Below are 21,205 nucleotides of genomic sequence, written 5' to 3' on the forward strand. Positions count from 1 at the left end.
CCGGAGCCGGAAGAGCCTGCTAAACCAGAGCCTGAAGAGCCTACTCAACCAGAACAGGAAGAGCCTACTCAACCAGAACAGGAAGAGCCAGTTCAACCAGAACCTGAAGAGCCGGTTCAACCAGAGCCGGAAAATCCTGTTCAATCAGAGCCGGAAAATCCTGTTCAATCAGAGCCAGAGGAACCTGTTCAACCAGAACCTGAAAAACCTGTTCAACCAGAGCCTGAAAATCCTGTTCAACCAGAGCCTGAAAATCCTGTTCGACCAGAACCTGAAAAACCTGCTCAACCAGAACCGGAAGAGCCAGCTCAGCCAGAGCCAGAAGAGCCGGCTCAACCAGAACCGGAAGAACTTGCTCAACCAGAACCGGAAGAACCTGCTCAACCAGAACCGGAAGAACCAGTTCAACCGGAGCCGGAAGAGCCTGTTCAACCAGAGCCAGAGGAACCAGCTCAGCCAGAGCCGGAAGAGCCTGTTCAACCAGAACCTGAACCTGCTCAGCCAGAGCCAGAGGAACCAGCTCAGCCAGAGCCAGAGGAACCAGCTCAACCAGAACCGGAAGAGCCGGCTCAACCAGAGCTGAAACAGCCTAATATCACCTTAAATAATGTAACGGAAGATAATGTTATCAATCAGGCAGAGCGCGAATCGGTGATTAATTTGTCCGGTACAACGGAAAATGTACCGGATGATACGTTGATTCGTATTCAAATTGGCGCAGAAACAGTAACCGCTAAGGTGACAAGTAATGCTTTTAGTAAGGATATTGACGGTTCTATCTTAGCTGACAATACCAAAATCACCGCAAGTGTTGAGGTGAGAGATACAATAGGCAATGTAGTTTCTGCTCAGGTGGAAAAAGATTATATTGTGGATGTGGAACCACCAAAATTAGATGTTACGATTGATCCGATCAATCAGGGTAAGATTCTAAACTTGGACAATGCAGAAAGTGGCTTAGTGTTAAGCGGAACAATCAGTTTTGAAGAGAATGTCATCGTTGAAAAGGTTGAGGTACGTTTTGGTCAGCGTAACGAATCTGCTGTGATAACAGGGAATAAATGGACCCTAAATGCCTTTGGTGGTGATCTTATTGACTCGGAAGATAAACAGGTTAGTGTTGAGGCGTTCGCTCGAAATTTGATTGGTAATACCGCTTCTGCTAGCAAATCTCAAGATTATTCGGTTGATATTACCCCACCAACAGTGACACTCAGCCTAAATGATTTGACTGATGATAATATTATCAATATTCAAGAAAGCAAAGAAAAGATTACTCTTTCCGGTAGTGCAAAGGGTGAGTTTAATGTCAATGATGTTGTGACATTAAGTGTAGGCGAACAGGTGATTGGTTCGACTCAGCTATCTGCACAAGGTGAGTTTAGTCTTGAGGTTGATGCAAGTAAACTCGTTGCTGATCGTGAAGTTAAAGCAACCCTAACAACTCAGGATGAAGCAGGAAATTCTGCTAGTGTCACAACAACTAAAGCCTATGATGTAGATTTGCATATTTCTCAGCCGGTGATTGTCCTTGATCCTATTGCCAATGATGACTTCTTAAATGTAACAGAAGCCAAAGAGAAGGTGCTTATAAAAGGAAGTATGACAGATGCGATAGATGGTACCGTAGTGAATATTGTCATTGGTTCATATCAAACTACAGCCGTCGTGACAAATGGGCGTTTCAGTGCTGAGGTAGAGAGTCAAACATTAATCGAAAATCGTACCGTCTCTGCTAACGTTTCTGTAACCGATCAGGCAGGAAATTCGGCTGAAGGTTCAGTGAGCCGAAATTATGATGTTGATCCAAATCTAAGTGCAAGCATTGATATTACGCATATTGGTAATGCATTCAATACAGAATTGGCTCAAACCAGCCGTATTAGTGGAACTGTTGAATTCGATGGTCTTTATGCTTTAGGGCAAAATGCAAGAATGATTCGGGCCGTGAATATTGTAATCGGTGATAAGACTTATACGACGGGATTTGACGGTAAGAACAAGTCATTCTATATCGATATCCCAAATTCAGAATTGGCGGCGTTAAATGGTCAAACGGTAAGTACTAATTTCTTGAACCGAAAAACACAAGCAGAATTGCCTTATACCATGATTTCAGATAACGATCCTATTAATTTATTTGAAGTGGTTTACGATTTAACAAAAAATGACGATGGTAGCTATACGATGACGCCTAAGGGGGAATTCTATGGCGGAGTCAGACCTGAAATTAAGGTAAAAAATGTTGTATTCGATAGGGAAGTGCTTGAAGATAAAACAGTTGGTAAGCAGGCTGAAACAACAGAAATTCGTGGTAAGGTAGATGGCAGTGCAAAAGCCGGTGATACTGTAAATATTAAAATCGGTAATGATGTGCTTGAAGCGACAGTGCAAGCCGATAATACTTTCTCAGTAAATGTTGAAAATGAAAAACTCCTTGGCAATAACCGAGTTGTTGCGACACTGAAAACACAGGATATTGCAGGTAAACAAATTGAGGTAACAGATAGCGAAAGCTATATTACCCCAAGTGCGGTCAATTCTGAGTTTGTTTCTCAACACCAAGATCTCGCAAAATCAGCGCGTAAAATCGATCATACAAAAGAGGAATATAATTTCCCTTATTTTATTGATGGTATTCTGTCATCTACTAATAATTTAGGATTTAATCGTTCCTATCCTGTAGGTGGCACGAAAGAGCCTCTTACTATTCGTTATTATTTTATGACAGCTGACGAAGCTAAAAGCCTGCCTCTTGAGGGAGAAAATTATATTTCAAGTTATGAATCGGATTATACAGATGTAGAAAAAGAGACTATCCGCTTCTCTTATCGACAAATTGAGCAATATACTAATATAAAATTTGTTGAAGTTGATAGTGCCGACAAAGCCGATTCAAGGATTTATAAAGCGGCTATGAAAAGTTTAAATGGCGGTTTGGTAGGTGGAATAGCTAACAGCGGTGGACATCTTGCACTAAATAGTGCGCCATTAGAGGAAAATCAAAATAATCCTAGACTTAAAGCTGATATCTATTATACGAATACTCACGAAATTGGTCATAATCTTCAATTAGAGCATTCTGCTGGTCGAAATGGTTTTAATTATGAAGATACGGCAGAATTTACCGTGGAATCATACAAAACCGTGGCTGAAGGCATACAAGGCGCCATTGTCTCTCGTTATAGCTTCCCACGCATATTTGATTTAGCGGCATTACATTATCGTTATGGCGTAAATCCTGAAGCCCGTAAAGGTAATGATGTTTATGGTTTCAAAGATTACAATGCGTTAGAAAGTGATGGGGCATTGTATATTTGGGATGGGGCTGGAGTGGATACCTTTGATGCGTCTAATGAGAAAATGGGGGTTAATGTGAATTTAACACCGGGTTCATGGATTTATCGTGGTGATAAGTTAAATGCATTTTTGGTGGCTGAAGGAAAAGAAAGTATTAGTAAGCATCAGTATTTTGGATTGGACGAAAATACAACAATAAATGGTCAATTTGTTCATGATCTACCTTTCAAAGAGGGGGTATCATTAGAGTTTCTTGAAACTTGGCTAACAGGATTATCATTACAAGGCGTGCCTAAAGAGACGATTGATGCAATAAGAAAGCAAATATTTTTGACTGAGAAAGAGTTCATGCAATATACCAAAGATCAAGCATTTATTGGATTTGGTACCCAAATTGAGAACTTGGTTGGATCCGATTATGACGATGTGCTAACAGGTAACAATGCGGATAATAATATCCAAGGTGGTAAAGGCAATGATAGGATCCATGGAGGAGCCGGTAACGATTTCTTAGATGGTGGTTTGGGTGACGACACGCTGTATGGTGGCACAGGTGATGATACTTATGTTGTCGCTCAAGCGGGTGATCAGGTCATTGAATTAGCAAATGAAGGAACGGATACGGTATTCAGCCATATTGATTACGTCCTACCGGACAATGTGGAAAACCTCACCTTACTTGGTACAACCGCAACCAGTGCCTCAGGTAATAGCTTGGATAATGTGATGACCGCCAATAATATTGGTAACACTCTCAATGGTGGGGCAGGTAATGATCGCTTAATCGGTGGCTTAGGTGCCGATACCCTTACTGGTGGTGAGGGAAGTGATACTTTCGTTTTCCAAACCGCACTCAATGGCAATGTGGATACTATCACTGATTTTGGTGCAGGTGACAAAATTGCACTTTCTAGTGTTATTTTCACTGCTTTGAAAACAGGTAGTATCAGCGATCATATCAAATATGATTCAGAGAGCGGTAAACTCTTCTATGATGAAGATGGTAGTGGTATCAAAGATGCGGTACATTTTGCCACGCTGAATAAAGGGTTGAACATTGAACAAACTCAATTTGAGATTGTATAGTTCAGTGTAAATAGAAATGAGGCTTTGTTAGCCTCATTTTATTGACAGCGTTGTGGGGAAGCGTTTTAGTCACTTTAGTGTCTTTCTCCAAAGTTTAAACTTATTATTTAAGGACTGAATCCGATAGGTTGTTGGATTCAGTCCTTTCTTTTGGTTTTCATCTCGTGCTTTTGCACTATGGTGAATCTTTGAATTGTTCGTTGATCTAGTGTACTTTGTTATCCTCTCCCTACCAATTTATGCTGTTTTACGGTATTCTATGTCGCATTTTATAGGGTAAAAATGCCGCTAAAAGTGCGGTCAAAATTTAAGGTGATTTTATGCAAGAACAATATCGTCCCGATATGATCGAGCCAAAAGTTCAACAATACTGGGCAGAAAATAAAGTCTTTAAAGCGATTAAAGATGTAAATAAAGAAAAATATTATTGTCTTTCTATGTTCCCGTATCCATCCGGTCGTTTGCATATGGGGCATGTGCGTAACTATACGATTGGTGATGTGATTTCACGTTATCAACGTATGAACGGCAAAAATGTATTGCAACCGATTGGTTGGGATGCTTTTGGTTTGCCGGCGGAAGGGGCGGCAATTAAAAATAAGACGGCGCCGGCAAAATGGACATATGAAAATATTGAATATATGAAAAACCAGCTCAAAATGTTGGGCTTTGGTTATGATTGGGATCGTGAAATCGCAACCTGTAAATCGGAATATTACAAATGGGAACAATGGTTTTTCACTGAGCTTTATAAAAAAGGTTTAGTGTATAAAAAAACCTCAACCGTAAACTGGTGTCCGAATGATGAAACCGTACTTGCCAACGAACAAGTCCATGAAGGTTGCTGTTGGCGTTGTGATACGCCTGTGGAACAAAAAGAAATCCCTCAATGGTTTATTAAAATCACGGATTATGCCGAGCAATTATTAGGCGGTCTGGATAATCTTCCGCAATGGCCGGATATGGTGAAAACCATGCAACGCAACTGGATCGGACGTTCCGAAGGGGTAGAAATTACCTTTAATGTAAAAGATAGCGATGAGAAGGTGGCTGTTTACACCACTCGTCCTGATACTTTTTACGGCGTAACTTACATGGCCGTGGCGGCAGCTCATCCGCTGGCGACACAGGCGGCAGAAAATAATCCTGAATTAGCAAAATTTATCCAAGAAATCAGAAATGTTAAAGTTGCAGAAGCAGAGCTTGCAACGATGGAGAAAAAAGGAATGGCAACGGGCTTGTTTGCTATTCACCCCATCACAGGAAAAGAAATACCAATTTGGGTAGCAAATTTTGTATTAATGCATTATGGCACGGGAGCCGTCATGGCGGTACCTGCACATGACCCACGTGATTATGACTTTGCCAGCAAGTATGATTTACCGATTTTACCGGTGATTGAACCCTTTGATGGCAGCAAGTGGGATTATAGCCAATCCGTGTTTGCTGAGCACGGTATATTGATTAACTCTGAGGAATTTAATGGCTTAGCGTTTGATGCTGCATTTAACGGCATTGCCGATAAATTGGAAGCAATGGGCGTGGCAAAACGCCAAGTGAACTACCGCTTGCGTGATTGGGGGGTATCCCGCCAACGTTATTGGGGCGCACCAATCCCAATGCTGACTCTTGAAAATGGTGATGTGGTGCCTGCACCGTTGGAAGATTTACCGATTATTCTACCTGAAAATGTCGTGATGGATGGGGTGAAAAGCCCGATTAAAGCCGATCCAAACTGGGCAAAAACCACCTTTAATGGTGCACCGGCGTTAAAAGAAACGGATACCTTTGATACCTTTATGGAGTCTTCTTGGTATTATGCCCGTTACACCTCGCCAACCTTTGCAGAAGCCATGTTAGATAAAGAGGAAGCGAATTACTGGTTACCGGTGGATCAATATATAGGCGGTATCGAGCACGCTACCATGCACTTGTTATACTTCCGTTTCTTCCACAAACTTTTGCGTGATGCCGGGTTTGTCACCTGCGATGAACCGGCAACCAAATTATTATGTCAAGGTATGGTGCTTGCCGATGCCTTCTATTACACCAGCCCGACTAACGAACGTATCTGGGTCAGCCCAACGCAAGTTACCCTTGAACGTGATGAGAAAGGTCGTATTATTAAAGCAACAGATCCGGAGGGGCGTGAACTGGTGCATTCAGGTATGACCAAAATGTCGAAATCGAAAAACAATGGTATCGACCCGCAAGAGATGGTAGAAAAATACGGTGCGGATACGGTTCGCTTGTTTATGATGTTTGCTTCCCCGGCAGAGATGACACTTGAATGGCAAGAATCCGGTGTGGAAGGGGCGAAACGTTTCTTGGGTCGTGTGTGGAACTTGGTGTATCAATACCAACAAAACCCAGCAAAAACGGCATTAAATGTGACCGCACTTTCAGCGGATCAAAAAGCCCTTCGTCGTGAAGTGCATAAAACCATTGCCAAAGTAAGTGACGATATTGGCCGCCGCCAAACTTTCAATACTGCGATTGCAGCAATTATGGAGTTGATGAACAAACTCACCAAAGCGTCATTGGATAACGAGCAAGATCGTGCGGTCATGGCGGAAGCATTGAGTGCGGTAGTGCGTATGCTTTATCCAATCACACCGCACATTTGCTTTGAGTTATGGCATGCCTTAGGCAATGAAAAGAGTATCGACACCGCAGAATGGGTGAAAGCTGATGAAGCAGCGATGGTGGAAGATGAAAAGCTCATTGTTGTTCAAGTAAATGGTAAAGTACGTGGCAAGGTGACGGTATCAGTCAATGCAACTGAGCAGGAAATTAAGGCGATTGCTAAAGCAGATGAAAATGTTGCTAAATTCCTTGATGGTATGGAAATTGTCAAAGAAATTTATGTGCCACTTAAAATGGTGAGTTTTGCGGTAAAACCTATGTAAAATGAAATAAAAGGCTCGCTTGACGAGCCTTTATTTTAAGATTAGTGGAGATTATGCAAGATATGTTGAAATATCAAGGTAAAGTAGAACTTTGGGGATCAAAAGCAGCAACACGTTTGGCTTTTAATCGTGGACTTATTCAAAATGGAGAAGTATGGTTAGAGATGGTTGAAAGCCGTAATTAACTGTTCACACTTATGATAAAAATATTCTAAAAAAATATCCTGAAGTTGAACAAGCCATTATTTATGGTTCAAGAGCGAAAGGGGCTTATCGTGAGAGAGCAGATATTGCTCTCTGTCTTAAAGGGAAAAATTTAACTCATTCAATACTTAGGAAAATTTGGTTGGATTTAGATGATTCAAATTCACCTTATTTATTTGATCCCTTCATTTATCACGAGTTATCCAATCTGAATTTAGTTGAACATATTGATCGGGTAGGAAAGGTGTTTTATCAGTGTATGTGATAAAGATATCTTTTGATGGTAAAGGGTTTGTGCTAGAGTAGTGAACAATTTTTGTCGTTTTACATAACAGGAAATTTTAATATGTTGAAGAAATCTGTTGTACTTTTTGTATTCTTTTTAACTGCCTGTGGCTTGCATTTACAAAATGGTGCATTAATTCCACAAGAATTACATACTCTCACTTTTGAGAGTGCTGATCCTTATAGTGAAATGTCAATGGCCATGCGTCGCCAACTCTTGGCAAATGATATCCATCTTGTCAATGCGACACAGGGCGTATCGGTATTACGCCTCAATAAGCAAACGATGAGTGATGAAGTTTCTTCGATTTTCAAAGGGGGACGTGAGGCGGAAAAAATCCTTATGTTAGAGGTGGAGGCTAGTGTCCGTTTAGCCAATGGCAAAACCTATCCAATCAGTGCGAAAGTCAACCGCACTTTCTTTGATAACTCTCGTGCAGCCTTGGCTAAGGCCGGGGAACGTGATGTGATTTGGAATGATATGCGTGAACAAGCCGCTCGCCAACTCATCACTAAAATGGTGGCATTACAAAACCAATTAAAAGATCAGTAATGAATCGTATTTTTCCTGAACAATTGCCTCATCATCTTGCTCAAGGGTTAGCCAAGGTTTATTGCTTGGTTGGGCAAGATCCGCTACTGCTTACTGAAAGTGAGGAGAGTATTTATCAAACTGCTGTTCAGCAAGGTTTTGATGAAAAAAATGGGGTACAAATTGACAGCCAAACAGATTGGGCGACATTGATTGAATCCTGCCAATCAATGGGGTTATTTTTCACTAAGCAACTCCTCATTCTTAATTTACCGGAAAATTTGACCGCACTTTTACAAAAAAATCTGCAAGAATTAATAAGTGTATTAAATGAAGATGTACTCTTGGTTCTGACGATATCAAAGCTTGCCAAAACTTTAGAAAAACAAGAATGGTTTTTGACATTGAATCAATATGAGCCGAAAGCAATACTGGTAAACTGCCAAACACCAACGGTTGATAATTTACCTCGTTGGGTAAAAAATAGGACTCAAGCGATGGGATTAATGGCTGATAACGAAGCCATTCAACAACTTTGTTACAGCTATGAAAATAATCTGCTTGCTCTTAAACAAGCCTTACAGCTCTTAGATTTACTTCACCCTGATCATAAATTGACTTATAACCGTGTGATTGCCGTTGTGGAGCAATCTTCAGTATTTACGCCCTTTCAATGGATTGATGCACTACTTGCCGGTAAAGTGAATAGGGCTAAACGCATTTTGGCTGGATTACAGGCAGAAGAGATACAACCGATCATTTTATTGCGCACTTTACAGAGAGAATTACTTGTTTTACTTGAACTCACAAGACCTCAGCACCCTATTCGTATCACTGAGGCGTTACCGTTCCAAGAAGTGAAATCAGAATTTGATCGTCTCAAAGTTTGGCAAAATCGCCGACCGCTCTTTTTAAGTGCGATACAACGATTTACCTATCAAAAACTTTATGAAATTATTCAAGAGTTAGCCCATATTGAACGGTTGGCTAAACAAGAATTTAGCGCTGATATATGGGCTAAATTAGCAGATTTATCGGTGAAAGTTTGCCTCTAATTAATCTGTTTCTGCAATCAATCGTTGGATTAATTTAGCATTTGCCGGTGGGAATAAACCCGCATCTAATGCTTTTTGTTCAATCCAAAAACCTTCTTGTCCTTCACGACCAAAGGGTTCGCCAATCCATTCTTCGACGAGATAAAAGAAAAATGAAATGATCTTTGTGGGATATTCAAATTGAAAGCGCTCATAAAGCTCGGCATTTAACACGACAATACCAATTTCTTCTTCCAATTCACGTTTTAAGGCTTGCTCCGGTGTTTCATTGGCATCGACTTTTCCCCCAGGAAACTCAAGAGATTGAGCAAAATCCTGCCCTTCTAAACGTTGAGTCAAATAGAGTTGTCCAAATTCATTACGAATGATACCGGCTGAGACTTGTATGATAGATTTTTCCATTTGTTTGATCCAAGATGAAAAAAGTGCGGTCAAAAACAACCGCACTTTTAGACCATTAATTGTATTTAGCACGGCTACCGTGACAATGCTTGTATTTTTTACCCGAACCACAAGGGCAAGGCTCATTTCGACCTACACGACGATCAGAGTAATCCTCTTCTGTCTGTATAGGTTGCCCGTTTTCGTCCAGTGGTTGATGGGTTTGGCTTTCACGTTCCGCTATTTCTTGACGGAGACGCTCTGCTTCTTCTATTTCTTCTTGAGTTCTTACCCGAACACGGGTTAGGGTAGTGATGACGTGGTGTTTTAAGGAATCTAACATTTCCGTAAACATACGGAATGACTCCTTTTTATACTCCTGTTTCGGATCTTTTTGTGCATAGCCGCGTAAGTGAATGCCTTGACGAAGATAATCCATCGCCGCTAAATGCTCTTTCCAAAGCTCGTCTAACGTTTGTAGCATCACCCCTTTTTCAAAATGACGAAGACTTTCTTCGCCCACTAAGGCTTCTTTTTCCTTATATTCTTTTTCGGCGATTTCTATAATTCGTTCACGTAGGTTTTCTTCGTGAAGATTACTATCTTCTTCTAACCAATGTTCAATAGGTAATGCCATACCAAATTCTTGTGCTAAACGTTCTTCAAGCCCTTTAACATCCCATTGTTCTTCTAACGATTGTGGGGGGATATATTGGTCGATGACATTGTTGAACACATCGTGACGAATTGCGTTGATCGTGTCTGAAATATCATCATTATCCAACAAATAATTGCGTTGCTCATAAATGGCATGGCGTTGATCATTGGCAACATCGTCATACTCAAGGAGGTTTTTACGGCCATCAAAGTGGAAGGCTTCCACTTTCGCCTGTGCAGAGGCTATCACTTTTGCCAGCATTTTGGATTCCATCGCTTCACCCGGCACAGTGAAAGCTTTACGCATTAAGTTGAGTTTACCTTCATTAAGGTAAATTCGCATTAAACCGTCTTCCAAAGAAAGGTAGAAACGGGAAGAGCCCGGGTCGCCTTGACGACCGGAACGACCACGTAACTGGTTGTCGATACGGCGTGATTCATGACGCTCCGTACCGATAATATGCAATCCACCGGCTTTCATGACGATATCGTGATTTTTCTCCCACTCTGTTTTTAATACGTCAAGTTGTTCTTGGGTCGGATTATCTAATTTGGCTGCCTGTGCTTTCCAGTTACCACCAAGAATAATATCCGTACCACGTCCTGCCATATTGGTCGCAATGGTAACAGCCCCTGGATAACCGGCCTCGGCTACAATTTCTGCTTCTTGCTGGTGGAATTTCGCATTTAATACATTGTGTTTAATCCCTGCTTTATCCAATGCTTTCGATAATTCCTCCGATTTTTCAACAGAAATTGTTCCTACTAAAACCGGTTGTTGGTGTGCGACACAATCTTTAATGTCTTCAATAATGGCATTAAATTTGTATTCTTCATTTTCAAACATCAAGTCTGTGCGATCATCACGAATCATCGGGCGATTTGTCGGGATCACCACGGTTTCTAAACCATAAATTTGTTGGAATTCAAAGGCTTCGGTATCAGCCGTTCCAGTCATACCGGCAAGTTTTTCATACAAACGGAAATAGTTTTGGTAAGAAATGGAGGCAACCGTTTGGTTCTCACTCTTAATTTCTACTCCTTCTTTAGCTTCAATGGCTTGGTGTAAACCGTCAGACCAACGACGACCTGCCATAGTCCTCCCTGTGTGTTCATCGACAATCACAATTTCGCCATCTTTCACGATATAATCTACATCACGTTCAAATAAGGTATGTGCACGTAAGGCAGCCATAATATGATGCAATAATACGATACGGCCAGGTGAATAAAGGGAATCACCTTCCGGCATTAAGCCTTGATCAATGAGCCAATTTTCTACTTTTTCCTGACCACGTTCGGTTAAGTGAGCTTGTTTTGATTTCAGATCTAAGGTGAAATCACCTTCACCTTGATATTCTTCCGTATCTTCTTTTTCTTGTTTAATTAAATTTGGAATAAGTTTGTTTACGGCGATATAAAGCTCGGAGCTATCTTCAGCTTGACCGGAAATAATTAATGGCGTACGGGCTTCATCAATTAAAATGGAATCCACTTCATCCACTAATGCATAGCCCAATGAGCGTTGAAAACGTTCTTCTTTTGAATGGGCTAAATTATCACGTAAATAGTCAAAGCCGAGTTCACTGTTGGTAGCGTAAGTAATATCTGCTGCATAGGCCGCTCGTTTTGCTTCAGGCGGTAAACCTGGGATATTGATACCTACGCTCATTCCTAAAAATTCAAATAATGGGCGGTTGGTCTCTGCATCACGACGTGCGAGATAGTCGTTCACAGTCACAACATGTACCCCTTTTCCTTCAAGAGCAATTAAATAGCAAGGGAGGGTTGCGGTTAAGGTTTTTCCTTCACCGGTACGCATTTCTGCAATACAGCGGTTGGTCAGCACCATCCCCCCAATAAGCTGAACATCAAAGTGACGCATACCCAATACACGTTTGCTTGCCTCACGTACCGTAGCAAAGGCTTCAGGTAGAATATTTTGTAAGGTTTCTCCTGCGCTTAGACGCTGGCGAAACTCATCGGTTTTGGCTCGGAGCTGATCATCACTTAATGCTTCAAATTCGGGCTCTAATTGATTAATTTTGACAACTTGTTTTTTTAGCTTGCGTAAAATACGGTCGTTACGGCTACCAAAAATTTTCGTTAAAATGCTCATAATTTCTCTTTTAAAATCATTAGTTAAAGTTAATGAGTGAGTGAAATATTGATCACTCATCGTAATATTTATGTGAATCTTCTCATTTCACTTTCTTTAAAGGTGGTTAAAAAATTAAATGAGCAAAGGGCCGGCACGAATGGGCGCTTGAACGTTGAATACCGCCATCACAAAGTGCGGTCGAATTTCAGTCCATTTTTTTTCTGAATAGGAAATTGGGAAAGGCTGAACGGAAGATCGCTGTACATGGCATGCGATCTTTGTCGTTTCCAATACTTGTTGTACAGAAACACTCGAAGAATAATTTTCTGTGGTTTTATTTTCTAAACTTTGCGCATTGGGCAAAGCAAAAATCGCAATTACACTTAAAAGTAACCGCGACCAAAAATAAGGGGGGCTTTTGCCTGAAATCATCATCTCATTGTTTCTTATAAAAATTGCGTGTATTGTAGCGGAAATCTAAATCTATGTCATTTATTGGGGTTATTTCATGGAAAACAAGGCAGATCGTTATCAAAAAGCGGTCAATATTGTGGATGTTATTGAGCAATCTTCTTTTTCTCAAATGATGAGAAAAGGATTAGCAATTCACGAATTAAATCAAAAACTTAAACTTACTTTTCCACAGGAATTTCAGGGTTTATTCCGGATTGGCCGGATTAATGGCGATAGCCTTTTTATTGAGGTGGCGAATGCGATTGTGCGACAAGGGATCTTATTTCGTCAGACAGAACTCCTCAAACTTATCCAAATTGACTATCCGCAAGTGAAACGGTTAGAGATAAAGATTAACCCTGAATTTAAGAAAGTCACCCTTTAAAAATAGCAATCAACTCTTTCACTTTGACTCGTTTTTCCGAATTCTGGCTAATAGAACGCTGAACTTTCATTGCTTTAAATTTTGCACCCTTATAGAGTTCACGCGTGAATTTTGTATCGTGATTGGAAATCAACACGGGAATTTGCTTCTCTTTTTGTATTTTTTTCGCAATCTCTGCTAAGGTGCGTTGGTGCTCCAAACCAAAGTCATTTCCGGCATAACCGGTGAAATTGGTATGTTGATGCAGTGGCGCATAAGGGGGATCACAATAAATCACTGAGGTATTGTCAGCCAGTTCAAAGGTTTCTTGAAAATCACCACAAAAAAAGACCGCACTTTGAGCCTTATGAGCGAAATAGCGTAACTCATTTTCTGGAAAATAGTGGGTTTTATAGGCGCCAAAAGGGACATTAAATTCATTCTTGCTGTTATAGCGACATAAACCGTTAAACCCAAAGCGGTTAAGATAGAGGAAAATGATAGAACGTTCAAAAGGATCGTTAGATTCATTAAATTGACGACGTTTAGCATAGTAATATTCTGGGGTGTTGGCATTTGGTGCATAGAAAATGGGTTTACAGGCTTTGATATAGCCTTCAACATCAGCTTTGATAATATTGAATAAGTTAATCAAATCAGGGTTGATATCCGCCAAAATATAGCGTTCAAAATTTGTATTCAAAAATACTGCACCGGCACCAACAAAGGGTTCAACTAAACATTGTTTTTTCTTTGGAAAAGCATTGTTTATTTCATCCGTTAAACGAAATTTACCACCGGCCCATTTTAAAAATGGGCGGTGTTTGATATTTGGCTTAATTTGTTTTTTCGGACGTGGCATTTTAGTCCGTTTGTGTGCAACGTCGAATAGCGTTTAACACGAGGGTATGATCAGTGTTTGTTGCGACATAGGCTTGACCAAGCGATTTAAGCAACACAAGACGAAGTTTACCGGCAAGCACTTTTTTATCACGCATCATATGTGGTAAGTAATCTTCCGGTTGCATCGTATCGGGTGATACTGTAGGTAAATTGGCACGGGCAAGGAGTTTTTCTAGGCGAGAGACATCTGCTAAAGAAAGATGACCTAATTCTTCAGAGAGTACTGCTGCCACCATCATTCCTGTAGAAACTGCTTCACCATGTAACCAATTGCCATAACCTAAATGGGTTTCAATAGCATGACCAAATGTATGACCGAGATTGAGTAAAGCACGATCGCCTTTTTCTGTTTCATCGCGAGCAACCACATCCGCTTTGATCCGGCAACAGCGAGCAACACAGTGTTGAAGTATATCTTGTTTCAGTGCGACGAGATCATCAACATGTTTTTCTAACCAAACAAAAAATTCATTATCAAGAATGGCACCGTATTTTATCACTTCGGCAAGGCCTGCATTCACTTCACGCTTTGGTAGTGTATTGAGTGTCAAGGTATCGATCAGTACCATGGAAGGTTGATAGAAAGCGCCAATCATATTTTTACCGAGCTCATGATTGACGGCAGTTTTTCCGCCAACAGAAGAATCCACTTGTGAAAGTAGCGTGGTTGGAATCTGAATTAAACGCACTCCCCGTTGATAGCTTGCCGCAGCAAAGCCGGCGACATCACCAATCACTCCACCGCCAAGGGCAATAATTGTTGTATCACGCCCGTGATTTGCTTTTAAAAGCGCAGTAAAGATTAGGTTTAATGACTCAAGGGTTTTATATTTTTCACCATCGGGAATGAGAACATACTCGGTAACAGCCCCTCGCTTTTGAAGTGCTGTCATGACGCTTTCCAAGTAAAATTGTGCGACAGTAGGATTCGTCACAATCATTACCCTATCCCCTTGCTTTACCGGGTAATTTTGTTCATTTTGGAGTAAACCACTACCAATCAAAATCGGGTAACGACGTTCTTGCAACTCTACATTGACGCACAACATAATTTATCCCTTTTTTATATTAAAGCGAACTATTTAATCCATTCATATTGTCAATTAAATCAACAATTTGATTCACCATTACTTTGGTGTTTTGCTCATCGGTTGGAAGTGTGATGTCGGCAATTTCCTCATAAAGTGGATTGCGAATTTTTGCTAACTCTTCCAAGACTTGGCGAGGATCATCAACACCTTGTAAGAGCGGTCGTTTTTTATCACGTTGTGTACGTTGGAATTGTTTATCAACAGTCGTCTCTAAATAAATCACAATGCCACGAGCAGATAGATAATTACGGTTATCTTTAGACATCACTGCCCCGCCTCCGGTAGAGAGTACAATACCTTGCATCTGTGTTAATTCATTAATGACCCGTTCCTCACGCTTACGGAAACCTTCCTCTCCTTCTAAATCAAAAATCCAACTAATATCTGCACCGGTACGTTCTTCAATAACGGCATCGGAGTCTAAAAAGTCCATGTTTAATTGCTGTGCTAATTGGCGTCCAATAGTGCTTTTACCTGCTCCCATTGGGCCCACTAAAAAAATATTACGTTTTTCAGCCATTGTTTTTTTCTAACGATAAATTTACTTAAAATTGATCTTTTAAAAAGAGAAAGCAAAACCACAAAAGGTTGCGAAAAGATCACCCAAAAATCTTTGGGATTATCGCAATAAATCACCCTAATTTTCAACCTTTAAAGGGAATTTATTTTGGAAAACCTTAAAGAGCGGTTAGAAAATGTATTTTTATTTGCCTATCAGATTAACAGATTGAGCTTTTATTCTTGCAAATGTATAGTAGGCATAGTTTTTATGAGGGATTTTATGACGACACTTTTTTATTCTTTTTTATCGCTTAACCCGGTATTACAGGCATTGATCGCTGGCTTATTTACGTGGTTTTGCACGATTTTTGGCTCTGCCTTTGTGTTCTTTTTTAAACAGGTTAATCAGAAACTGCTTGATAGTATGATGGGATTTGCTGCCGGCGTGATGATTGCTGCTTCTTTTTGGTCGTTACTAGAGCCATCTTTTGAATTTAGTAAACAAAACCAAAGTGAATGGTATTGGCTTCCGACGCTCGTTGGATTTTTGATAGGGGGATTATTTTTACGTGGAGTGGATTACCTTGTTCCTCATTTGCATTTAAGTAAACCGATTGAAGAGGCGGAAGGTATGCAGCCCCGCCGTAGATTATCCAAATCCATGTTACTTTTCTTGGCAATTACTATTCATAACATTCCTGAGGGGCTTGCGATTGGTGTGGCATTTGGTGCTGTGGCAACGCTTAGTGAAAATGCAGATACCCTTCCTTTGACATTAAGTGCTATTGGACTTGCGATTGGTATGGGGTTACAAAATGTGCCGGAAGGCTCTGCGTTGTCTATGCCACTTCGGGCTGAAGGACATAGCAGAATGAAAGCCTTTACTTACGGTGCTTTCTCCGCCATTGTTGAGCCTGTTGGTGCCGTGATTGGTGCATTATTTGTGATATCCATGACATCAATTCTTCCTTATGCTCTCGCCTTTGCGGCAGGGGCGATGATCTTCGTTGTGGTTGAAGAGCTTATTCCCGAATCGCAAAGTAACGGTAATACCGATATTGCGACACTCAGCTTAATGTTGGGTTTTTCGTTGATGATGATTTTAGATGTGGCATTAGGGTAGCAATTAGAAAAAATGTGCGGTTAAAATCGTTTTGAATTTTAACCGCACTTTGGTTGCTATTCTATCTCTTCTGCTTTTTCAACCGTACCTTTAATGGTTAGGCTGATTTCTGTGGAAATGAGATGCTCAAGGATGGAGGATAATGCATTCAAATAAGGAAGATTGCCCTGACCTTGCTCATCAAAATAGCCCTCCTCTTTTAAATTCGCAATAAATGCAGAGAATACCGCTTTATCAAAGAATTCCGGTGCATTAATACCATGTAGGACTGACAGGCGTTGTGCGACTAACTGACTTTCTTTTTCTAAGGTTGCACGGGAGATTTGTGGGTCTTTCTGTAAGAGAGTCGTTGTGATGTAGTAACGTTGTAAAATTTCACGCACTCCGGCAGACCAAAGTTGTAAAATTCGGACTTTTGAACGGTCGATAGAAAGGAGATTTTCACGGTTATGGATTACCCCTTGACGTGTAAATTCCGTAATAATTTTGCTTACCTGTTGTTTTAATTCTTCCTGATTGAAATGTAGGAAAAGTTCGCCTTTTAAGAATGGGTAGATTTTACTGACGGCATCTAATAAGAGATCTTTCTGAATTGCCTCATAATGGAGCACAATACTCGCAACCAAAGAGGGTAAAACAAAGGCGTGTTGAATGTTATTACGATAGTAAGTCATTAATACCGCTGAGGTGCGTTCAAGACGAACAATTTCACCAAAGTTATCTTTTTCAATTAATACACCGACACGATCAAGACTTAATACGTGTTCTAACATCGCTTTAGGTGAATCTGTTGGAATGACCATATCTTCGGAATAAGGTGCATTTTGCAACATTTGTTGGTAGCTATCCAATTGCTCAAGCAATTGTTCACGGGCAAGGGCGCGCTGACGGGAGGAGAGTAGCGTTGTTCCCACTAAATTCATTGCATTGACAGCCGCTGCTTTATTGATATTAATCATCACTTGTCGGGAAACCATATCTACAGCTTGATTAAACCAATGAGGTTTGTCTTCGTGGTTATTTTCTTTCCAATTAGGAAAATGTTGATTGAGATAATTGGATAGCGTAATCGGCTCACCAAAATTCACGAAACCTTGTCCTAAATTACGTAATTTTTTAATCACACGAATCACCAAGCCTGCATTTTCTTTTTCTTTTGCCGCACCGCGTAATTCTTTTGCATAAGTGTCCACTTCCAACACGTGTTCATAGCCCACATAAACAGGAACGACTGAAATGGGACGGCTTTGATTATGTTGAAGGGCTTGCAAGGTCATTGACATCATTCCCGTTTTAGGGGCGAGTAAACGACCGGTACGGGAACGCCCACCTTCAATAAAATATTCTACCGAATAGCCTCGATGGAATAATTCTGCTAAATATTCTCGGAAGATAGAGGAATAAAGTCGATTACCTTTGAAAGTACGGCGAATAAAGAACGCCCCCCAACTACGGAAAAGACGGCCTACCGGCCAGAAATTAAGGTTAATTCCCGCCGCAATGTGGGGAGGGACTAAGCCTTGATGATAAAGTACATAAGAAAGCAATAAATAGTCAATGTGGCTTCGGTGGCAAGGGACATAGACAATCTCATGGCCTTCAAGGGCAAGCTTACGAACACGATCAGCATTTTGTACATCAATGCCGGAATATAACTTATTCCATAGCCAACGTAAAAAACGATCTGCTGCTCTAAGACTAGAATGGCTCACATCTGCTGCGATCTCATCTAAAATTTTGTAGGCTTCTTTTTCTGCTTTTTCACGGCTAATATTTTTACTTTTGGCCTCATCTTCAATTGCCGCTTGAATAGCAGTGGATTGTAGAAGTTTATTAAACATCGCTTTACGATTCGGCAAACGTGGACCCGTAGCTGAAATACGCTGACGGGCAAAGTGCATTTTGGCAACACGTGCTAATTTTTGTGCCATTTTCTCATCAGAACCATATTCGTTCACCATATAGCGTAATGAAACTGCTTGAGAAAAACGCACAAAGGTATCACGTCCAAACCAAATCGCCGCAAAGGTTTTTTGTACACCATTCAATAATCGTAAGTTGGGTAAAGCTGCTTTATCTTCATGTCCCGGTGAGCGCCCCCAAAGAACGGAAACCGGTACGATTTGTACATCTAAATCTTCAAAGGTGCGGTGTAATTCTAAATAGTTGTTAAATACCTGAGTAGTTTCGTCTTTTGCACCTTTTGATTTAAAAAAACGACGTCCCTCATCTAAATACACATAGCGGGGCAAACTGACTCCATGCACATCATTTTTCTGAGCGGGATCCGGTAAACCTACATTCAAACAATTTCGACGGAAAATCACAAAATCGGTTTGAGAGGTATAGGGTAAAACATAGACGATAGGTTGGGAAAGATTAAGTTGAAGTTCTTCAGCTGGATTGGCTGGGATAGGATTATTTTTTACTAAGAACGATAAGGGAAATTCTAACAGTTTACGATAGGCATTCACGATACTCGACATAATCAGGTTCTCTTTTGTTATCAATTATCGACTCAATAATATCATATTAGACCAGTTATAATCCCTTAAAATTTTGGTATGAAATATAAATAACGGTTGCAACCGCCTTTCTTCTGTATATAATGACATAATCTCTGTATATAACAACAGGAGTGGCTATGAAACCATTAACCAATAGACAACAGGAAGTATTGGATTTATTAAAACGGCATTTAGAAACAACGGGGATGCCGCCAACACGAGCCGAAATTTCGCGTGAATTGGGTTTTAAATCCCCTAATGCGGCGGAAGAACATCTGAAAGCATTAGCTCGGAAAGGGGCGATTGAGATTATCTCAGGCGCATCACGAGGTATCCGTATTTTAGATGATGGTACAAGTGATGAGCAGGAAGGACTGCCGTTGATTGGCCGTGTTGCGGCAGGTGAGCCGATTCTTGCAGAACAGCATATTGAAGGTACTTATCGTGTGGATGCCACAATGTTTAAACCACAAGCAGATTTTTTGCTTAAAGTCTATGGGCAATCGATGAAAGATATCGGCATTCTGGATGGTGACTTGCTCGCTGTCCACAGTACAAAAGATGTGAGAAATGGGCAGGTAATTGTTGCACGTATTGAAGATGAGGTTACAGTGAAACGTTATGAGCGTAAAGGTTCCATAATTTATCTTCACGCAGAAAACGAAGAATTTCAGCCTATTGTTGTAAACTTGGAAGAACAGCCTTACTTTGAAATTGAAGGTATTGCTGTGGGGATTATTCGTAATAATGCTTGGATGTAAGTATTCATCAAAGCTAAAAGTGCGGTCAAATTGATCGCATTTTTTATGCTTCTTTCTCGTTTTTGCTCATTTGCTATTCCCTTTGTTGGTTACTATAATGCGAAGCCATCACTTTAAAGAATTTAAGGATAGCAATGCAGTTTTCCAAAATGCACGGTTTGGGCAATGATTTTGTCGTTGTCGATGCGATTACACAAAATGTTTATTTGGCTCCGGAAACCGTTAAACGCCTTTCAGATCGCCACCGCGGAATTGGCTTTGATCAACTTTTGATTGTTGAACCGCCTTACGATCCTGATTTAGATTTCCATTATCGTATTTTTAATTCAGATGGCACTGAAGTTTCACAATGTGGTAATGGTGCTCGTTGTTTTGCACGTTTTGTGACACTTAAAGGTTTAACCAATAAGAAAAATATTGCTGTTAGCACCCAAAAAGGAAAAATGATTTTAACGGTGCAAGACGATGGGCAAGTTCGTGTAAACATGGGGGTACCCATTTGGGAGCCTGCAAAAATTCCTTTTATCGCGAATAAATTTGAAAAAAATTATATCTTGCGTACAGACATTCAAACCGTTTTATGCGGTGCGGTCTCTATGGGAAATCCTCATTGTGTTGTGCAAGTAGAAGATATTTACAGTGCAAATGTTGAACAACTCGGGCCTTTACTTGAAAATCACGAACGTTTTCCTGAACGTGTTAACGTTGGGTTTATGCAAATAATAAACCGTAACCATATAAAATTACGTGTGTATGAACGTGGGGCCGGAGAAACCCAAGCCTGTGGTAGTGGAGCATGTGCCGCTGCAGCTGTGGGAATCATGCAAGGTCTGCTTGATAACAAAGTACAAGTTGATTTACCGGGGGGAAGTTTGATGATTGAATGGCAAGGAGCAGGACAGCCACTTTATATGACGGGTGATGCTACTCATATTTATGATGGATATATTCAAATTTAAAGCAAAAAGTGCGGTCAATTTTAACCGCACTTT

Annotated in this window: 17 protein-coding genes; 10 read left to right on the plus strand and 7 right to left on the minus strand. The window is 40.6% G+C overall.

The features are described 5' to 3' along the window. From BKK54_RS11600 to holA, 6 genes are all read left to right on the plus strand, one after another. Positions 1-4,386 (plus strand): Ig-like domain-containing protein (locus BKK54_RS11600; protein WP_143541410.1); only part of this gene is annotated, 4,386 nt, incomplete at its 5' end. A gap of 320 nt (positions 4,387-4,706) precedes the next feature. Beyond that, entirely contained in the window at positions 4,707-7,295 is a 2,589-nt protein-coding gene (gene leuS / locus BKK54_RS03370) for a leucine--tRNA ligase (protein WP_077541511.1), read from the plus strand. A gap of 53 nt (positions 7,296-7,348) precedes the next feature. Further along, positions 7,349-7,480 carry a nucleotidyltransferase substrate binding protein gene (locus BKK54_RS11905; protein ID WP_143541411.1) on the plus strand — a complete coding sequence of 44 codons (132 nt, stop codon included), beginning with the start codon at positions 7,349-7,351 and terminating at the stop codon, positions 7,478-7,480. 59 nt (positions 7,481-7,539) lie between these two features. Then, positions 7,540-7,764 carry a hypothetical protein gene (locus BKK54_RS03375; protein WP_244153101.1) on the plus strand — a complete coding sequence of 75 codons (225 nt, stop codon included), beginning with the start codon at positions 7,540-7,542 and terminating at the stop codon, positions 7,762-7,764. A gap of 81 nt (positions 7,765-7,845) precedes the next feature. Further along, complete coding sequence (gene lptE / locus BKK54_RS03380; protein WP_077541513.1) at positions 7,846-8,337, plus strand: LPS assembly lipoprotein LptE; 492 nt, start codon at positions 7,846-7,848, stop codon at positions 8,335-8,337. Then, on the plus strand, positions 8,337-9,371 hold the full coding sequence (holA, locus tag BKK54_RS03385; RefSeq protein ID WP_077541515.1) for a DNA polymerase III subunit delta: 1,035 nt from the start codon (positions 8,337-8,339) through the stop codon (positions 9,369-9,371). The genes lptE and holA overlap by 1 nt, the downstream gene beginning before the upstream one ends. Here holA and mutT read toward each other — a convergent pair whose 3' ends face one another. From mutT to secM, 3 genes are all read right to left on the minus strand, one after another. Next, positions 9,372-9,773 carry an 8-oxo-dGTP diphosphatase MutT gene (mutT, locus tag BKK54_RS03390; RefSeq protein ID WP_077541751.1) on the minus strand — a complete coding sequence of 134 codons (402 nt, stop codon included), beginning with the start codon at positions 9,771-9,773 and terminating at the stop codon, positions 9,372-9,374. It lies immediately after the preceding gene. A 55-nt stretch (positions 9,774-9,828) separates the two neighbouring features. After that, positions 9,829-12,528 carry a preprotein translocase subunit SecA gene (gene secA / locus BKK54_RS03395; RefSeq protein ID WP_077541518.1) on the minus strand — a complete coding sequence of 900 codons (2,700 nt, stop codon included), beginning with the start codon at positions 12,526-12,528 and terminating at the stop codon, positions 9,829-9,831. 114 nt (positions 12,529-12,642) lie between these two features. Then, positions 12,643-12,942 carry a secA translation cis-regulator SecM gene (gene secM / locus BKK54_RS03400; protein WP_077541753.1) on the minus strand — a complete coding sequence of 100 codons (300 nt, stop codon included), beginning with the start codon at positions 12,940-12,942 and terminating at the stop codon, positions 12,643-12,645. Between the two features lie 76 nt (positions 12,943-13,018). Between secM and BKK54_RS03405 the strand changes: the two genes are divergently transcribed. After that, entirely contained in the window at positions 13,019-13,348 is a 330-nt protein-coding gene (locus BKK54_RS03405) for a DciA family protein (RefSeq protein ID WP_077541520.1), read from the plus strand. Here the strand turns inward: BKK54_RS03405 and BKK54_RS03410 are convergent. Genes BKK54_RS03410 through aroK form a run of 3 tightly spaced genes read right to left on the minus strand, consistent with a single transcriptional unit; the run spans position 13,338 to position 15,841 of the window. Continuing rightward, positions 13,338-14,189, minus strand: coding sequence for a Dam family site-specific DNA-(adenine-N6)-methyltransferase (locus BKK54_RS03410; RefSeq protein ID WP_077541522.1), 852 nt, complete (start codon positions 14,187-14,189; stop codon positions 13,338-13,340). The two genes, BKK54_RS03405 and BKK54_RS03410, sit on opposite strands and share 11 nt — an antisense overlap. Before the next feature lies 1 nt (position 14,190). Then, positions 14,191-15,279, minus strand: a complete 1,089-nt coding sequence (gene aroB, locus BKK54_RS03415) for a 3-dehydroquinate synthase (RefSeq protein WP_077541524.1) — start codon at positions 15,277-15,279, stop codon at positions 14,191-14,193. A gap of 19 nt (positions 15,280-15,298) precedes the next feature. Further along, a complete protein-coding gene (aroK, locus tag BKK54_RS03420; RefSeq protein ID WP_077541526.1) occupies positions 15,299-15,841 on the minus strand; it encodes a shikimate kinase AroK in 543 nt (180 codons plus the stop codon). A gap of 261 nt (positions 15,842-16,102) precedes the next feature. On the opposite strand from aroK, the gene BKK54_RS03425 reads away from it, so the two are divergent. Beyond that, the gene (locus BKK54_RS03425; protein ID WP_077541528.1) at positions 16,103-16,945 is read left to right on the plus strand and encodes a ZIP family metal transporter; all 843 of its coding nucleotides are present in this window, start codon (positions 16,103-16,105) and stop codon (positions 16,943-16,945) included. 56 nt (positions 16,946-17,001) lie between these two features. On the opposite strand, the gene plsB is transcribed toward BKK54_RS03425, so the two are convergent. After that, positions 17,002-19,431 (minus strand): glycerol-3-phosphate 1-O-acyltransferase PlsB, encoded by a 2,430-nt coding sequence (gene plsB, locus BKK54_RS03430; protein WP_077541530.1) that lies wholly within the window; start codon positions 19,429-19,431, stop codon positions 17,002-17,004. A 158-nt stretch (positions 19,432-19,589) separates the two neighbouring features. Between plsB and lexA the strand changes: the two genes are divergently transcribed. Both lexA and dapF read left to right on the plus strand, forming a co-directional pair. Then, positions 19,590-20,213 carry a transcriptional repressor LexA gene (lexA, locus tag BKK54_RS03435; protein WP_077541532.1) on the plus strand — a complete coding sequence of 208 codons (624 nt, stop codon included), beginning with the start codon at positions 19,590-19,592 and terminating at the stop codon, positions 20,211-20,213. A gap of 134 nt (positions 20,214-20,347) precedes the next feature. Next, positions 20,348-21,172: a diaminopimelate epimerase gene (gene dapF, locus BKK54_RS03440; protein WP_077541534.1), complete on the plus strand. Its 825-nt coding sequence runs from the start codon at positions 20,348-20,350 to the stop codon at positions 21,170-21,172. Positions 21,173-21,205: the final 33 nt, after the last annotated feature.

The sequence above is a fragment of the Rodentibacter genomosp. 1 genome (genome assembly GCF_001999285.1).
In the GTDB taxonomy this organism is placed as follows: domain Bacteria; phylum Pseudomonadota; class Gammaproteobacteria; order Enterobacterales; family Pasteurellaceae; genus Rodentibacter.

Excerpts from the sequence above, each read along its gene's own strand:
- leuS (WP_077541511.1), top strand. The coding sequence starts at position 4,707 with ATGCAAGAACAATATCGTCCCGATATGATCGAGCCAAAAGTTCAACAA.
- BKK54_RS11905 (WP_143541411.1), top strand. The coding sequence starts at position 7,349 with ATGCAAGATATGTTGAAATATCAAGGTAAAGTAGAACTTTGGGGATCA.
- lptE (WP_077541513.1), top strand. The coding sequence starts at position 7,846 with ATGTTGAAGAAATCTGTTGTACTTTTTGTATTCTTTTTAACTGCCTGT.
- holA (WP_077541515.1), top strand. The coding sequence starts at position 8,337 with ATGAATCGTATTTTTCCTGAACAATTGCCTCATCATCTTGCTCAAGGG.
- mutT (WP_077541751.1), bottom strand. The coding sequence starts at position 9,773 with ATGGAAAAATCTATCATACAAGTCTCAGCCGGTATCATTCGTAATGAA.
- secA (WP_077541518.1), bottom strand. The coding sequence starts at position 12,528 with ATGAGCATTTTAACGAAAATTTTTGGTAGCCGTAACGACCGTATTTTA.
- secM (WP_077541753.1), bottom strand. The coding sequence starts at position 12,942 with ATGATTTCAGGCAAAAGCCCCCCTTATTTTTGGTCGCGGTTACTTTTA.
- BKK54_RS03405 (WP_077541520.1), top strand. The coding sequence starts at position 13,019 with ATGGAAAACAAGGCAGATCGTTATCAAAAAGCGGTCAATATTGTGGAT.
- BKK54_RS03410 (WP_077541522.1), bottom strand. The coding sequence starts at position 14,189 with ATGCCACGTCCGAAAAAACAAATTAAGCCAAATATCAAACACCGCCCA.
- aroB (WP_077541524.1), bottom strand. The coding sequence starts at position 15,279 with ATGTTGTGCGTCAATGTAGAGTTGCAAGAACGTCGTTACCCGATTTTG.
- aroK (WP_077541526.1), bottom strand. The coding sequence starts at position 15,841 with ATGGCTGAAAAACGTAATATTTTTTTAGTGGGCCCAATGGGAGCAGGT.
- BKK54_RS03425 (WP_077541528.1), top strand. The coding sequence starts at position 16,103 with ATGACGACACTTTTTTATTCTTTTTTATCGCTTAACCCGGTATTACAG.
- plsB (WP_077541530.1), bottom strand. The coding sequence starts at position 19,431 with ATGTCGAGTATCGTGAATGCCTATCGTAAACTGTTAGAATTTCCCTTA.
- lexA (WP_077541532.1), top strand. The coding sequence starts at position 19,590 with ATGAAACCATTAACCAATAGACAACAGGAAGTATTGGATTTATTAAAA.
- dapF (WP_077541534.1), top strand. The coding sequence starts at position 20,348 with ATGCAGTTTTCCAAAATGCACGGTTTGGGCAATGATTTTGTCGTTGTC.